The organism is Mediterraneibacter flintii (genome assembly GCF_055387595.1).
Window position 1 is genome coordinate 1486480 of sequence record NZ_AP031405.1, and the last position, 13702, is coordinate 1500181.

A 13702-nucleotide genomic window follows, 5' to 3' on the forward strand; every position below is an offset into this window, starting at 1 on the left:
GGCTAATAGAGAAAGAAAGTCCGTAGAATATATACAGCAAGAAGAAAGAAGGAGAGGAAAAATGGAACAGAAATTAAGAGTTGGAATTTTGGGAGCAACGGGAATGGTAGGACAGAGATTTATTTCTCTTTTGGAAAATCATCCCTGGTTTGAAGTAGTGACAGTAGCTGCAAGCCCGCGTTCTGCGGGAAAAACATATGAAGAGGCAGTAGGTGGAAGATGGAAAATGGATACGCCTATGCCAGAGGCAGTGAAAAAGCTGGTTGTGATGAATGTAAATGATGTGGAGCATGCGGCTTCTACGGTTGATTTTGTATTTAGCGCAGTGGATATGACAAAGGAGGAAATCAAAGCGATAGAAGAGGCATATGCCAAGACAGAGACTCCCGTCGTATCGAACAACAGCGCGCACCGCTGGACGCCGGACGTGCCTATGGTTATTCCGGAGGTCAATCCAGAGCATTTTGAAGTGATTGCAGATCAGAAAAAACGTCTCGGAACAACACGCGGATTTATCGCGGTAAAACCAAACTGCTCCATTCAAAGCTATGCGCCTTGCCTTGCGGCATGGAAGGAATTTGAGCCAAAAGAGTTGGTTGTGACTACCTATCAGGCTATTTCGGGGGCAGGAAAGACATTTAAGGATTGGCCGGAGATGGTAGAAAATATTATCCCGTATATTGGCGGAGAGGAAGAAAAGAGTGAGCAGGAGCCGCTGCGTGTTCTTGGTAAAGTGGAAAATGGGCAGATTGTAAAAGCCGAGCTTCCAAAGATTACCTGCCAGTGTGTACGTGTGCCGGTATTGAACGGACATACCGCCGCGGTATTTATCAATTTCGAGAAAAAACCGACAAAAGAACAGCTTGTTGAGAAGCTGACAAGCTTTAAAGGATTTCCACAAGAAGCTCTTCTTCCAAGCGCTCCGAAGCAGTTTATACAGTATTTAGAGGAAGATAATCGTCCGCAGGTTAAAATGGATGTAGATTATGAAAAAGGAATGGGCGTATCTATTGGGCGTCTCAGAGAGGACAGCATCTATGACTATAAATTTATCGGCCTGTCCCACAATACAGTGAGAGGCGCAGCAGGCGGAGCCGTATTGTGCGCAGAGTCCCTGACAGCAAAAGGATACATCCAGGCAAAATAATTTCAAAAATAGTAACAGTTCAGTTCGCGCCATTCGTAAAACCGCACTGCGTACATCTGTATGGCTGAACTGATATGTAATGACATTTGTCAATAGATAAATCACAAAAATCATCACAAATTTTATGTTTTTGTTTTGGAGACATCCTGAAAAGGCTTTAGACATATCAGTCCCCGGCATTGGCCACTCTGATATACGTGGATTCGGATCGCTCCTTACCGACAGGTCAATGGTCCGCCGTGAGCCCTGCTGTCTGTTAGCGTGGATCATAGTTCCCTATGCCGACATAGTTCAGTCGCAGATAGCTCGAACCTTGAAAGATGCTAAAGCCCTTCCAGGGTGTCTCCAATCGTTCGGTTTTCCTGCCGTAAGCAGCACTATCCTGCTTACGGCGCTTGTTTATCCGCCATAACTGCGGAATGGAAATGTCAGGGCTGCCCGGCACCGCCTGCGGCGGCTCGGCCTTGATATTTCTGGGACGCTGTGATAAATCCTTGTTTATCTTTCCGTCAGATTTCCTACCATCATCCCCCATATAAAGCACGCCAATTCTCTTGCAATCGCTGTCTTTACAACATTCACCTTTTTCCCTTTCGTCAAAACCATCGTATAATACTTACGCCGAAAACGTTCGTTGGCTTTGTCGGCATATGCGATGACATCTGCCGGGTTACCGTACTGTCTTTCCTTCAATGCCTTTGATTTAAACCCGACACGTCCCCGCGTGTAACTTTGGGCTGCTTCTACCAACAAGGTACGGATGTGGCTGTTTCCCGCCTTTGTGATCCCCAGTCTGTTCTGGGACTCACTGCTGGAACGCTCCCCGGGCACAAGCCCCAGATAAGCAGCAAAACGCTGGGCAGAAGAAAAACGTTTGAAATCTCCAACCTCAACCATTGTAGAAAGCGCAGTCTGTATCTTGATTCCAAGAAAACAGGATAGTTTTTTGACGCCCTCCCTGTATTGCGGTTCGCCTGCAAGTTCCTCAATGCGTCTGTCCATACGTTCGATCTTATCTGTCAGCTGATCGTAGGTAGACAGGTATTCCATCAAAATATCACGATAAAGCCCTTCCGGTTTTAAAGCCCTCAGCCATTTGAGATGAGCCTGTGTCCACTGGTTTACAGTTGCGTCATAGCGGTAGCCATGCCGCAGGCAGAACGCACTGATTTGCTGCTTTACTTTTTTGAGGGCAATCTTATGGTCGTTACGCATCCGGATATATTCCTTCACCTGTTCATCTTTTTCGGAAGGAATGTGTACCGGGCTGTAATCGTGATGTGCCAGACATCTTGCGATCAGTGCGGCATCGCGTTTATCCGTTTTGACCTTTTTCCTGCTGGTTGGCTGTGGTATTGTTGTCGGGGCGAGAAGGATACATTTTACGTTATGGTCCATGAGTTCGTGGTATAAGGTGTAGCCAAGGCATCCCGCCTCATAACCACAAATAAACAAAACATCATCGCCATAGTGGAAACGCATAGCTTCCAGATAATTCAGGACTTTGCTGTAATGAGGGGCTGTTTTTTGAGGATATTCAGCCTGCTCTTTTTCATTTGTGTAGCAGCAAAGTGAAAAACTTTTTTTGTGTACATCCATTCCTACGTAAACTGTGTTATAATTCATTTGATGACCTCCATTTGTATGCGGTAATCCCTGTTACCATTTATTGTTCCGATTTATAGTATACAGGTAAATCCACGAACCTACAAATCGGAGGTCATTACATATTGTCTGTTACACAAAATAATTTTGTGCGTTTTTATGAATTGTCCCTTCCGGTTGGATATGCTATAATGAATATCCCAGCGAAAAGCAGATGAAATTTTTGTCTGTCAGGCAGCAGCCGGAAAGGACAATTTTCTTTTTGGCGGCAGCGTCGTAAAAACACTCGTCGAAGACAGCGAATCAAACGCTAAATTCTGAAATCAAATCAGTAATTCAATTATCCGGGGAATTTCTTCCCTTGAATTCCAAACGAGGAGAAAGAAAAAATAAAAGCAGAGAGGAGGCAGGAGGAACTTCTGCATGTCCGGTGTATACGTGCAGGAGAAGAGGTATTTTCTGCTGGGGAAAATGCTGTTTTAATGGTACAGGTTTTCTTAGGACAGGAGATGTGTATGAAGGAAAAATGGAAAAAGGGCGGAAAGACCTTTTTATTTGTGTTTGTTATTTTTATATTTGCCTTTTCTTGTATGCAGGTTGTGGCGGCAGAGGAAGAGCAGCCGGATGTAAAGCAGGAGAAGCGCAGACCTATGTATGATACGGCATATCTTTCAGAGCTGTTAAAGGGAGTCGGATTTGCCGAAGAAACGGCAAATGAAATGCAAGGAAGGAGCGCTGCCGCAGGAAGTACGGTGTATACCAGTGTCCTTGCTGCAGATCAGGGAACAATTGATATGGTAAGATACAGTCCTGACGGGCAATCATGGGAAATGGTGGACAGTTGGTCGGAAGGAGTATTGGGAGCAGATGGAGAATGGGCGTTCTGCGCGGATCCGACGGTGAGCTTTCAGTCAGGAAACAAACAGGTGTATGACGCGAAAATGTATTACAGCCAATATACAATAGATACGATTGGCAGTGCCTTTGCCTGGTATGATGAGTGGAAAACGACGCTGGACTTCTCCTTTACTTCCAGCCAGGATTACTTTTTTAAACAGATCTTAGTATGGGAGGTACTAAATGAGGTGAACGGCTGGTATCCGGGTATTACGCTGGAATTTGGGAATAATGTACTGTGTCCGGACGGAGTGCACTATGTATCGGAATATACTTGGCAGGTGCTCCAATATGGAATTGAACATGCTGTAGACCCAGAGTGGAGGGAAAAGTGGGAATGCAGCGGTGTGATTTTAAAAGGAAATGGCCAGGATCTCTGCCAATGGGAATACCATCCGGCCGGCGGTTATATAGAAATACAGAAAAGCTCTTCCGATCCAGGGCTTTCAGAGGGAAACTCCTGTTATACGCTGGAAGGAGCCGAATATGGCGTGTACCAGAAGGATGTGTTAAAAACAGTGCTGGTGACGGATGAAGCAGGGTATGCAAAAAGTGAGAAGCTGTCCGTTGGAGAGTATACAATATGTGAGATAAAAGCGCCATCGGGATATAAGCTGGATACAAAAAGTTATGCTGTCTCTGTGGAGAACGGGAAGACAACCAGCGTGGGAGTCAAAGATATTCCGGTCAGCGCAAAGGCTGACTTGCAGCTAGTGAAGGTAGATGCGGGAACAAAAGGCAGCATACCGCAGGGATGTGCGTCTCTTGCGGGTGCGCAGTTTGCCGTAGATTTCTATGAGGGGGAGTATACAAAGGATTCTCTTCCGGAGGAACCAGATCGGACTTGGATATTGGAAACAAAAGAGACGAAAAAAACAAAAGAGGTCGAAGAGCAGCAGGCATGCTGGGAACTTTCGGAGGAATATAAAATAGAAGGGGACGACTTCTACTATGCGGCAGGAAGCGACGAGCCGGTTCTTCCGCTTGGCACGCTTGTCATAGAAGAGGTAAAAGCGCCGATGGGATATTTGTTAAAAGGGGTACTGTTTAAAGCGGAGGAGGATAGAACAGAAGAACAGGAAAAAGAAAATGTGGCTGCAGAAGAGGAAGGATGGCTTACCGCGTGTGTCATACCAATAAAGCAGGAAGGAGAAGAGGTGAAGCTAATCGGAGGCAACAGGTGTCAGGCGGCGGACAAAGTGATACGGGGAGATTTCTCATTTACAAAGATAGAGGAAAAGACACAGAAGGCAATGGCAGATATTCCTTTCCGTATTACGTCTATGACGACAAAAGAGAGTCATGTCATTGTAACAGATGAAAATGGGTATTTTTCATCTTCCTCAGAATATGTGAAACATTCTGTGGATACCAATGCAGAGAAAGCCGGAGCAGGGCTGTGGTTTGGAATAGGAGATGAAAATGCATGTGTTCCGGTAGATGACGGACAGGGAGCACTGCCATTTGACACTTACAAGATCGAAGAGCTGCGCTGTGAGAAAAATGAAGGAAAGCAGTTATACGAGGGAGAATTTGTCATCTCGAGAGATGAATTTATACTGGATATGGGGACGATTGAAAATGCAGATCTGTCAAAAGAAAATCCTCCGACAGATGAGGAAATACCTAAAAAGGAAAAACAAGAGACGATACATACCGGAGATGAAACAGTTATTCGTATGTATATTGTGGGGATTCTTATAAGCCTCGGCGTCCTGCTGCTGGTATTTGTAGACAAAAGTCGCAAAAGAGGATAAGATTCCTGTCTTTTCTTTAAAGCCTGTGTGTGATAAAATGTCTCACATAGGAATAGGAAAAGGAGGCTGTCACAATGGGAATGACAATGACGCAGAAGATCCTGGCGGCGCATGCGGGACTGGATTCGGTTTCCGCCGGACAACTGATTGAAGCGAAGCTGGATGTGGTCATGGCAAATGATATTACCGGGCCTATGGCACTGCCAATTTTTAAACAAATGGCAGACGTGGTCTATGATAAAGAGAAAGTAGTGTTGGTGCCGGATCATTTTACACCAAATAAAGACATTAAATCAGCGGAAAATTCAAAAGCAATCCGTGAATTTGCAAAGGAACAGGGACTGAAATGGTATTTTGAGCAAGGAAAATCCGGCGTAGAGCATGCTATTTTGCCGGAGGCGGGTGTGGTGGCCGCCGGTGAGTGTATCATCGGGGCGGATTCACATACCTGTACATATGGGGCAATCGGCGCGTTCTCTACAGGTGTAGGAACAACAGATATTGCAACAGGAATGGCGACAGGAGAACTATGGTTTAAGGTGCCAAGTGCAATCAAATTCATTCTGACCGGAAAACCAGGGCCGTATGTTAGCGGAAAGGACATCATTATCCATATTATCGGAAAAATCGGAGTGGATGGAGCACTATATAAATCCATGGAATTTACAGGGGACGGAATTGAAAACCTGTCCATGGACGACCGCTTTACAATGGCGAATATGGCGATTGAGGCGGGCGCAAAGAATGGAATCTTCCCTGTAGATGAGAAGGCAGAAAGGTATTTAAAGGAACATACCCAAAAAGAATATAAGATCTATGAAGCCGATGAAGATGCATCCTATGATGAAGTGGTAGAAATTGATCTTTCAAAGGTGCGTCCGACTGTAGCGTTTCCACATTTGCCAGGAAATGCAAAAACCATCGATGAAATTGAAGAGATGGAATCAATCAGGATTGACCAGGTGGTGATCGGATCCTGTACGAATGGAAGAATGGAAGATATGAGAAAAGCAGCTGCGATTTTGAAAGGACATACCGTACATCCAGATGTACGCGTTATGGTAGTACCTGCAACGCAGAAAATTTATAAACAATGTATTCAGGAAGGACTGCTGGATATTTTTGTGGATGCAGGATGTGCAGTAAACACACCGAGCTGCGGCCCTTGTATGGGAGGCCATATGGGAGTTATGGCAGCGGGAGAGAAGTGTGTGTCTACGACAAACCGAAATTTCGTAGGCAGGATGGGACATGTAGATTCTCTGATTTATCTGGCATCACCGGAAGTGGCGGCTGCGAGCGCGATTGCCGGTTATATCGCGAATCCTGAGAAAGTAGGTGAGAGAGAATGAAAGCACTGGGACATGTATTCAAATATGGAGACAATGTAGATACAGACGTCATCATTCCGGCGAGATATTTAAATAGCTTTGATGCAAAGGAGCTGGCGAGCCACGCAATGGTTGACATAGATCCGGATTTCGTGAAAAAAGTACAGCCGGGCGATCTGATTGTGGCAAATAAAAATTTTGGATGTGGATCTTCTAGAGAGCACGCGCCTCTTTGCCTGAAGACGGCTGGGGTAAGCTGTGTGATTGCAGAGACATTTGCCCGTATTTTTTACCGGAATGCAATCAACATCGGGCTTCCGATCATTGAATGTCCGGAGGCAGCCAAAGGGATCGAAGCCGGAGACGAGGTAGAGGTGGATTTTGACAGCGGGACAATTTATAACCGTACGAAAGGTACGCAGTACCAGGGACAGGCATTTCCGGAATTTATGCAGAAATTGATTGCGGCCGGAGGGCTTGTGAATTATACGAACAGTAAGAAAAAAGAGAATAAGCTATGAGGAAAGAAGAAGTAAAAGGCAGAGGAATAGCGCTTTTGCCGATCGGGGTGTTTCTGGTTATTTTCCTTGGTTCGGGGATTGTATTTGGAGATTTTAATGCAATGCCTGCAGTGGTAGGATTTTTGATTGCGCTTTTTGTAGCATTTTTACAGAACCGCCAATTGTCTTTTGCGGACAAAATTAAGGTAGTATCGGCAGGAGTAGGTGAGGAAAATATTATTACTATGAGCCTTATCTTCCTGTGTGCAGGCGGGTTTTCTGGTGCGGTAACGGCAGCGGGAGGTGTGGACAGCACTGTGAATTTGGGTCTGTCCTTCATTCCTTCACATTTTGCAGTGGCAGGGCTGTTTATCATCGGTTGTTTTATATCTGTTTCCATGGGAACTTCTATGGGGACGATTGCCGCACTGGCGCCGATCGCCGTGGGAATCAGCGAAAAGACAGGATTTTCACTTGCTGTCTGCATTGCGGCTGTAGTGTGCGGAGCGATGTTTGGGGACAATCTGTCGATGATTTCTGACACTACGATAGCGGCAGTAAAAACACAGGGATGTGAAATGAAGGACAAATTCAAGGCAAACTTCCTGATTGTACTTCCTGCGGCTATATTGACGATGGTCTTTTTCTGGATGATTACGAGGAACGGAAACTTTCATATGGAAGGCGAATTGTCTTATAATCTGTGGAAGGTTTTGCCGTATGTGATTGTACTGGCGGGTGCTTTGATTGGAATCAATGTGTTTCTCGTATTAATCAGTGGGATCGTGGTGTCTTTAATTGTGGGAGTGTTCACCGGCAGCATTGCAGTTTCAGAAATTTTCAGTGTAGTGGGCGGCGGTATTACGTCCATGTATGACATTACCGTTATTTCTATTGTGGTGGCATGCGTGGTTTCTCTGGTAAGAGAATACGGGGGAATACAGTTTATTCTGGACATGATTAAAAAACGGATTCATGGGAAAAGAGGAGGAGAGCTTGGGATTGCCCTTCTTGCCCTTTTTGTAGACTTGTGTACAGCGAATAATACCGTAGCGATTGTCATGGCAGGGCCGATTGCGAAGGAAATCAGTGATGAATTTGAAATTGAGCCGAAACGTTCTGCATCACTTTTGGATATGTTCACTTCTGTCGGGCAGGGAATGATCCCCTATGGGGCACAGCTTCTTTCGGCGGCAACGCTGACGGGGCTGACGCCGTTTCAGATTATTCCCCATCTGGTATACCCGATTTTGATGGCAATATGTGGCCTGGCGGTTATTTTGTTCCGCAGACAGAAAAACAACTGACAAAAAGACATAAAAAGCGAAGGAAACAAAATTGCTTAAAAAAGAAACTTATGATATAATGCAGAGCAGTAGCGTAAAAGCAGAGACGCGTACTGCTCTTTGTATATAAACGTAGATATAGTGAAAGAAAAAGAGGGAGAAGACATGGAGTTATTATACAGAAGTACACGCAGCACAGAAAAAACAGTGACTGCCTCCGAGGCAATATTGAAAGGTCTTGCAGACGACGGCGGACTATTTGTGCCGGAGAGGATTCCAAAGCTGGATGTGTCGATGGAAGAACTCAAAGAGATGACGTATCAGGAGACGGCGTATACAGTGATGAAGCAGTTCCTTACAGATTTTACAGAGGAGGAGCTGAAGTGCTGTATCGCAAGTGCTTATGACTCCAAATTCGATACAGAAGAGATTGCGCCGCTGGCAAAGGTAGGGGATACATATCATCTGGAGCTTTTTCATGGGGCGACCATTGCGTTTAAAGATATGGCGCTGTCCATCCTGCCGCATTTGCTTACAACCTCGGCAAAGAAAAACCATGTGAAAAATGAAATTGTAATTTTGACAGCGACGTCAGGAGATACAGGCAAAGCGGCGCTTGCAGGGTTTGCAGATGTGCCGGGGACGAGAATCATTGTATTCTATCCAAAGGGCGGGGTAAGTAGAGTGCAGGAATTGCAGATGGTGACCCAGAAAGGGGCGAACACCTCTGTTGTGGCAATTCATGGGAATTTTGACAATGCGCAAAGTGGAGTGAAAGCAATCTTTGAAGACAAAGACTTGGCAAAGGAACTGGATGCATGCGGATACCAATTTTCTTCTGCAAATTCCATCAATATCGGACGGCTGGTTCCACAGGTTGTCTATTATGTGTATGCCTATGCGAAGCTTTTGAAGAATGAGGAAATTTCTGCTGGGGAGACAATCAACGTGGCAGTGCCTACCGGAAATTTTGGAAACATTCTTGCGGCATATTATGCAAAGCAGATGGGAGTGCCGATTGCAAAACTGATCTGTGCGTCCAATGAAAATAAAGTACTTTTCGACTTTTTCCAGACTGGAAAATATGACAGAAACAGAGAATTTGTGCTTACCTCTTCCCCTTCTATGGATATTCTGATTTCCAGTAATCTGGAGCGTCTTATCTATACGATTGCCGGAGGAGATGCGAGGAAAAATGCAGAATTGATGCAGTCGTTAAAAGAAAGAGGGGTATATGAAATCACCAGTGAAATGAAAGAGAAACTGGAGGATTTCGTTGGTGGGTATGCGACGGAAGCACAGACAAGCAAGAGAATCCAGAAAACTTACCAGGAGACCGGATATGTGATGGATACCCACACAGCTGTGGCTGCACATGTATGCAGAGAGTACAGAGAGAAAAGCGGGGATGTAAGAAAAGCCCTTGTGGCCTCTACAGCAAGTCCGTATAAGTTTGCGCACAGCGTAATGACGGCGATCGATGAAAAATATAAAGACTGGGAGGAATTTGCATTGATCGACGAGCTGCACAAGATCTCAGGCATGGAGATACCTGCGGCGATAGAAGAGATCCGCAATGCGAAAATCCGACATACGAGAGAGTGTGATGCGGATAAGATGAAAGAAACAGTAAAAGAGATACTTAAGGGTTGAGGTGTAAAAGATGGATGATTTTTTTGGAATTATCAGTGTGATAGTCTTTGGATGTGGGATTTATGGTTTTTACGCTTATATTCAGATGAGAAGAGACGGACATATCAATGCGACACTTCTGCTGGGAAAAGATTATACAGAGCAGATGTGTAAAGACAAAGAAGCCTACATGCAAAAGGCGGTTCCCGCAGTGCTGGTATTCAGTATTGTTGCGACCTTATACGGCGCGATTGACATGTTCCATTATTTTGTGCAGCCGATTATGCTGATTGATGTGATTGGAATGGTAGTCTTTCTTATTATGCTTGTATGGTTTATGGTATACACAACAAAATTGAAAAATAAGTATTTTTGATTGATTTTTAACAATATATTGTGTATAATGTATTCTGGCACGAAATTTTTGTGCTCCCCTGTTGAATGACTGGGGAAAATATAAATGTCAAATATTGTTTTACTGTATTTGACAACTCTATACTATAGAAAGAAAGAGGTTGAGTGCAAGATGGCAAATATTGATTTAAGTCAGTATGGTATTACAGGAACCACAGAAATTGTTTACAATCCTTCTTATGAGATGCTGTTTGAGGAAGAGACAAACCCCAGTCTGGAAGGGTATGACAAGGGACAGGAAAGTGAGCTTGGCGCAGTCAATGTTATGACTGGTATCTATACAGGCCGTTCTCCGAAAGATAAATATATTGTAATGGATGAGAACTCCAAGGATACTGTCTGGTGGACTTCCGACGAATATAAGAATGATAATCATCCTGCTACAGAGGAAGCATGGAATACAGTAAAAGAAATCGCACAGAAAGAGCTTTCAGGAAAGAGACTTTTTGTAGTAGATGCGTTCTGCGGTGCAAACAAGGATACACGTATGGCGATTCGTTTTATTATGGAAGTTGCATGGCAGGCACATTTTGTTAAAAACATGTTTATCTGCCCGACAGAGGAAGAATTAAAGGAATTCAAGCCGGATTTTGTTGTTTACAATGCGTCTAAGGCAAAAGTGGAAAACTATAAAGAGCTTGGATTAAACTCTGAAACAGCGGTAATGTTCAACATTACAAGCCGCGAGCAGGTTATCGTCAATACATGGTACGGCGGAGAGATGAAAAAGGGTATGTTCTCTATGATGAACTACTATTTGCCGCTGAAAGGTATTGCTTCTATGCATTGTTCTGCAAATACAGATATGAACGGAGAAAATACAGCGATTTTCTTCGGACTTTCCGGAACAGGAAAAACAACGCTTTCCACAGATCCGAAGCGCCTTCTGATTGGAGACGACGAGCATGGCTGGGATGACAATGGCGTATTTAACTTCGAAGGCGGATGCTATGCAAAAGTAATTGACCTGGATAAAGAATCCGAACCAGACATTTACAATGCAATTAAACGCAATGCTCTTTTAGAGAATGTTACATTGGACAAAGACGGAAAAATCGACTTTACAGATAAGAGCGTGACAGAGAATACGCGTGTATCTTATCCGATCGATCATATTGAAAAAATCGTACGTCCAGTTTCTTCTGCCCCAGCGGCAAAGAATGTAATCTTCCTGTCAGCAGACGCATTTGGCGTACTTCCTCCGGTATCTGTTTTGACTCCGGAGCAGACAGAATACTATTTCCTGTCAGGATTTACAGCAAAGCTTGCGGGTACAGAGCGCGGAATTACAGAGCCTACTCCTACCTTCTCTGCATGCTTTGGACAGGCATTTTTGGAGTTGCATCCGACAAAATATGCGGAGGAGCTCGTTAAGAGAATGAAAGAAAGCGGAGCGAAAGCATATCTGGTAAATACAGGATGGAACGGAAGCGGAAAACGTATTTCCATCAAAGATACGCGCGGTATCATTGATGCAATTTTAGACGGTTCTATCTTGAGCGCGCCGACAAAGAAGATCCCATTCTTCAACTTTGAGGTTCCGACAGAGCTGCCAGGCGTAGATCCGAAGATCCTGGATCCACGTGATACGTATGCAGATGCTTCTGAGTGGGAAGAAAAAGCGAAAGACCTTGCAGCTAGATTTGTTAAGAATTTCGCAAAATACGAAGGAAACGAAATCGGAAAAGCATTGGTTGCAGCAGGGCCACAGAAATAATAAAAAGATTTCTTAAGAAAAGGAAAAAGTATCCCAAAGTTCTTCTGGACAATGGGATACTTTTTTTGCGTGATACGCCCGGAAAGTGACCGGACGAGTGGGCGAGCTTGCTCGCACAATAGGACGATCATTTGACGGGCAACGGACAGCGAACAGCATTGCTGTGAGCTGTCCGTTGCCCGTCAAAGAGAGTATTTACAGAAAAATATCGGCTGCTTTGTCACTCTGACAGACTTTTGTAAGCTTCTTTGTAAGCATATTCAGCTTCATTGTACTGACGCTTCTTGCTTTCTGCCGGCAGATGCGCACACATTTCTGACAACTGATGCATTTTTTCTTGTCGGTCTTTTTAGGATCTGCCAGAGAGATGGCGCCGGAGGGACAGACTTTTGCGCAGGAACTACATTCTGTACAAAGATTTACATCTACTTTAGGATATAGGCCTGCAGTTCCGTATTTTCGGTATGGATGATTACCAGGGACATGTATGTCATAGCTGCTGAAGGGTTGTTCTGCCTTTAACCTCCGGTTTAACTGGATACCGAAATCAGAGATGCCTTTTAAATCTTCTTTGTTCGGACGTCCAAGCCCGATAGAACGTACAATAGAGTGTTCCGTTGGGAAGGCGCCGGCGCCGATCACCTTGAAGCCTCTGTTTTCTACTTCTGTTTTTAATTCGAGAAGGGCATCCTCATATTCCCGACACCCGTAGGTTGCGATAAGTGCGGCGGGGGTGTCATTCCCATGAATTTGTTCGAGATATTCTATGAAGGTACGGGGAACCCTTCCGGCATATACAGGAATTCCAAAGAGTACAAAGTCGTTTGGCATAAATGTAAGGGCAGGCCTTTTTTCTTTATGTACAGAAAAGTCAAAAGATACAGATTTCAGGTCAATATTTTTTGCAACTTCCATAATGACCTTTCTGGTGGTTCCTGTAGGGCTGAAATAGACAAGTTTTAATTCGTTCATTTTCATAAAGCAAAACTCCTTATCTGATGAAATAATACTGCCAAAAATATATTGGCAATATGGTAACTATATCATATTATGGAATAGAATGCACGCTGTCGATATGGGAAAATTGGTTGTAAATTTGAGATAAATGGGGTATAATACTTCTAGAGTTAAGAACATAACCTGAAATGTACGACAACCCTGTAATTTTGAACCTACATTTACTTGAAACGGGATTCCTATATTTCTGTAATATGTCAGGCCTCCGTTCGCAGTGGAAGACAAAAAAACAGATGCGGTTGCCCACCTAGCTGTGGCTAGGAGTCAAAATACAGGACCGGCATTTTGGGGAACTACTAAAGAGAAAGGCGGCTGTTTCGTGCAGCCGCTTTTTGTTTGATGAAAACCCGCTGCGGTTGCTTAAGTCGGGGAAGTATGGTATGATTTGGAAAACTGGTG

Annotated in this window: 11 protein-coding genes and 1 other RNA gene; 9 read left to right on the forward strand and 3 right to left on the reverse strand. The window is 44.4% G+C overall.

The window, feature by feature from the left end; genetic code table 11:
- Nucleotides 1-61: 61 nt before the first annotated feature.
- The gene (asd, locus tag ACZ5C4_RS07050; RefSeq protein WP_464520370.1) at nt 62-1147 is read left to right on the forward strand and encodes an aspartate-semialdehyde dehydrogenase; all 1086 of its coding nucleotides are present in this window, start codon (nt 62-64) and stop codon (nt 1145-1147) included.
- 256 nt (nt 1148-1403) lie between these two features.
- Here the strand turns inward: asd and ACZ5C4_RS07055 are convergent, their stop codons facing one another.
- Together ACZ5C4_RS07055 and ACZ5C4_RS07060 are read right to left on the reverse strand one after the other, a co-directional pair.
- Nucleotides 1404-1682, reverse strand: coding sequence for a hypothetical protein (locus ACZ5C4_RS07055; RefSeq protein WP_464522376.1), 279 nt, complete (start codon nt 1680-1682; stop codon nt 1404-1406).
- Nucleotides 1646-2773: an IS110 family RNA-guided transposase gene (locus ACZ5C4_RS07060; RefSeq protein ID WP_464520113.1), complete on the reverse strand. Its 1128-nt coding sequence runs from the start codon at nt 2771-2773 to the stop codon at nt 1646-1648. Before ACZ5C4_RS07060 ends, ACZ5C4_RS07055 begins: the two co-directional genes overlap by 37 nt.
- A 494-nt stretch (nt 2774-3267) precedes the next feature.
- Between ACZ5C4_RS07060 and ACZ5C4_RS07065 the strand changes: the two genes are divergently transcribed.
- From ACZ5C4_RS07065 to pckA, 7 genes are all read left to right on the forward strand, one after another.
- A complete protein-coding gene (locus ACZ5C4_RS07065) occupies nt 3268-5406 on the forward strand; it encodes an MSCRAMM family protein (RefSeq protein WP_464520371.1) in 2139 nt (712 codons plus the stop codon).
- A gap of 74 nt (nt 5407-5480) precedes the next feature.
- A complete protein-coding gene (leuC, locus tag ACZ5C4_RS07070; RefSeq protein ID WP_464520372.1) occupies nt 5481-6758 on the forward strand; it encodes a 3-isopropylmalate dehydratase large subunit in 1278 nt (425 codons plus the stop codon).
- Nucleotides 6755-7258 (forward strand): 3-isopropylmalate dehydratase small subunit, encoded by a 504-nt coding sequence (gene leuD, locus ACZ5C4_RS07075; RefSeq protein ID WP_464520373.1) that lies wholly within the window; start codon nt 6755-6757, stop codon nt 7256-7258. The genes leuC and leuD overlap by 4 nt, the downstream gene beginning before the upstream one ends.
- Nucleotides 7255-8544: a Na+/H+ antiporter NhaC family protein gene (locus ACZ5C4_RS07080; protein ID WP_464520374.1), complete on the forward strand. Its 1290-nt coding sequence runs from the start codon at nt 7255-7257 to the stop codon at nt 8542-8544. Before leuD ends, ACZ5C4_RS07080 begins: the two co-directional genes overlap by 4 nt.
- 144 nt (nt 8545-8688) lie before the next feature.
- Entirely contained in the window at nt 8689-10176 is a 1488-nt protein-coding gene (thrC, locus tag ACZ5C4_RS07085; RefSeq protein WP_464520375.1) for a threonine synthase, read from the forward strand.
- A 10-nt stretch (nt 10177-10186) separates the two neighbouring features.
- On the forward strand, nt 10187-10531 hold the full coding sequence (locus ACZ5C4_RS07090) for a hypothetical protein (protein ID WP_464520376.1): 345 nt from the start codon (nt 10187-10189) through the stop codon (nt 10529-10531).
- A 150-nt stretch (nt 10532-10681) separates the two neighbouring features.
- Nucleotides 10682-12286 carry a phosphoenolpyruvate carboxykinase (ATP) gene (gene pckA, locus ACZ5C4_RS07095; RefSeq protein WP_464520377.1) on the forward strand — a complete coding sequence of 535 codons (1605 nt, stop codon included), beginning with the start codon at nt 10682-10684 and terminating at the stop codon, nt 12284-12286.
- Between the two features lie 195 nt (nt 12287-12481).
- On the opposite strand, the gene ACZ5C4_RS07100 is transcribed toward pckA, so the two are convergent.
- Nucleotides 12482-13264 (reverse strand): 4Fe-4S binding protein, encoded by a 783-nt coding sequence (locus ACZ5C4_RS07100; RefSeq protein ID WP_464520378.1) that lies wholly within the window; start codon nt 13262-13264, stop codon nt 12482-12484.
- 156 nt (nt 13265-13420) lie between these two features.
- On the opposite strand from ACZ5C4_RS07100, the gene ssrS reads away from it, so the two are divergent.
- Nucleotides 13421-13599: non-coding RNA, 6S RNA (gene ssrS / locus ACZ5C4_RS07105), on the forward strand.
- Nucleotides 13600-13702: the final 103 nt, after the last annotated feature.

Coding starts and splice junctions, on each gene's coding strand:
- asd (WP_464520370.1), top strand. CDS start 62: ATGGAACAGAAATTAAGAGTTGGAATTTTGGGAGCAACGGGAATGGTA.
- ACZ5C4_RS07055 (WP_464522376.1), bottom strand. CDS start 1,682: ATGGGGGATGATGGTAGGAAATCTGACGGAAAGATAAACAAGGATTTA.
- ACZ5C4_RS07060 (WP_464520113.1), bottom strand. CDS start 2,773: ATGAATTATAACACAGTTTACGTAGGAATGGATGTACACAAAAAAAGT.
- ACZ5C4_RS07065 (WP_464520371.1), top strand. CDS start 3,268: ATGAAGGAAAAATGGAAAAAGGGCGGAAAGACCTTTTTATTTGTGTTT.
- leuC (WP_464520372.1), top strand. CDS start 5,481: ATGGGAATGACAATGACGCAGAAGATCCTGGCGGCGCATGCGGGACTG.
- leuD (WP_464520373.1), top strand. CDS start 6,755: ATGAAAGCACTGGGACATGTATTCAAATATGGAGACAATGTAGATACA.
- ACZ5C4_RS07080 (WP_464520374.1), top strand. CDS start 7,255: ATGAGGAAAGAAGAAGTAAAAGGCAGAGGAATAGCGCTTTTGCCGATC.
- thrC (WP_464520375.1), top strand. CDS start 8,689: ATGGAGTTATTATACAGAAGTACACGCAGCACAGAAAAAACAGTGACT.
- ACZ5C4_RS07090 (WP_464520376.1), top strand. CDS start 10,187: ATGGATGATTTTTTTGGAATTATCAGTGTGATAGTCTTTGGATGTGGG.
- pckA (WP_464520377.1), top strand. CDS start 10,682: ATGGCAAATATTGATTTAAGTCAGTATGGTATTACAGGAACCACAGAA.
- ACZ5C4_RS07100 (WP_464520378.1), bottom strand. CDS start 13,264: ATGAAAATGAACGAATTAAAACTTGTCTATTTCAGCCCTACAGGAACC.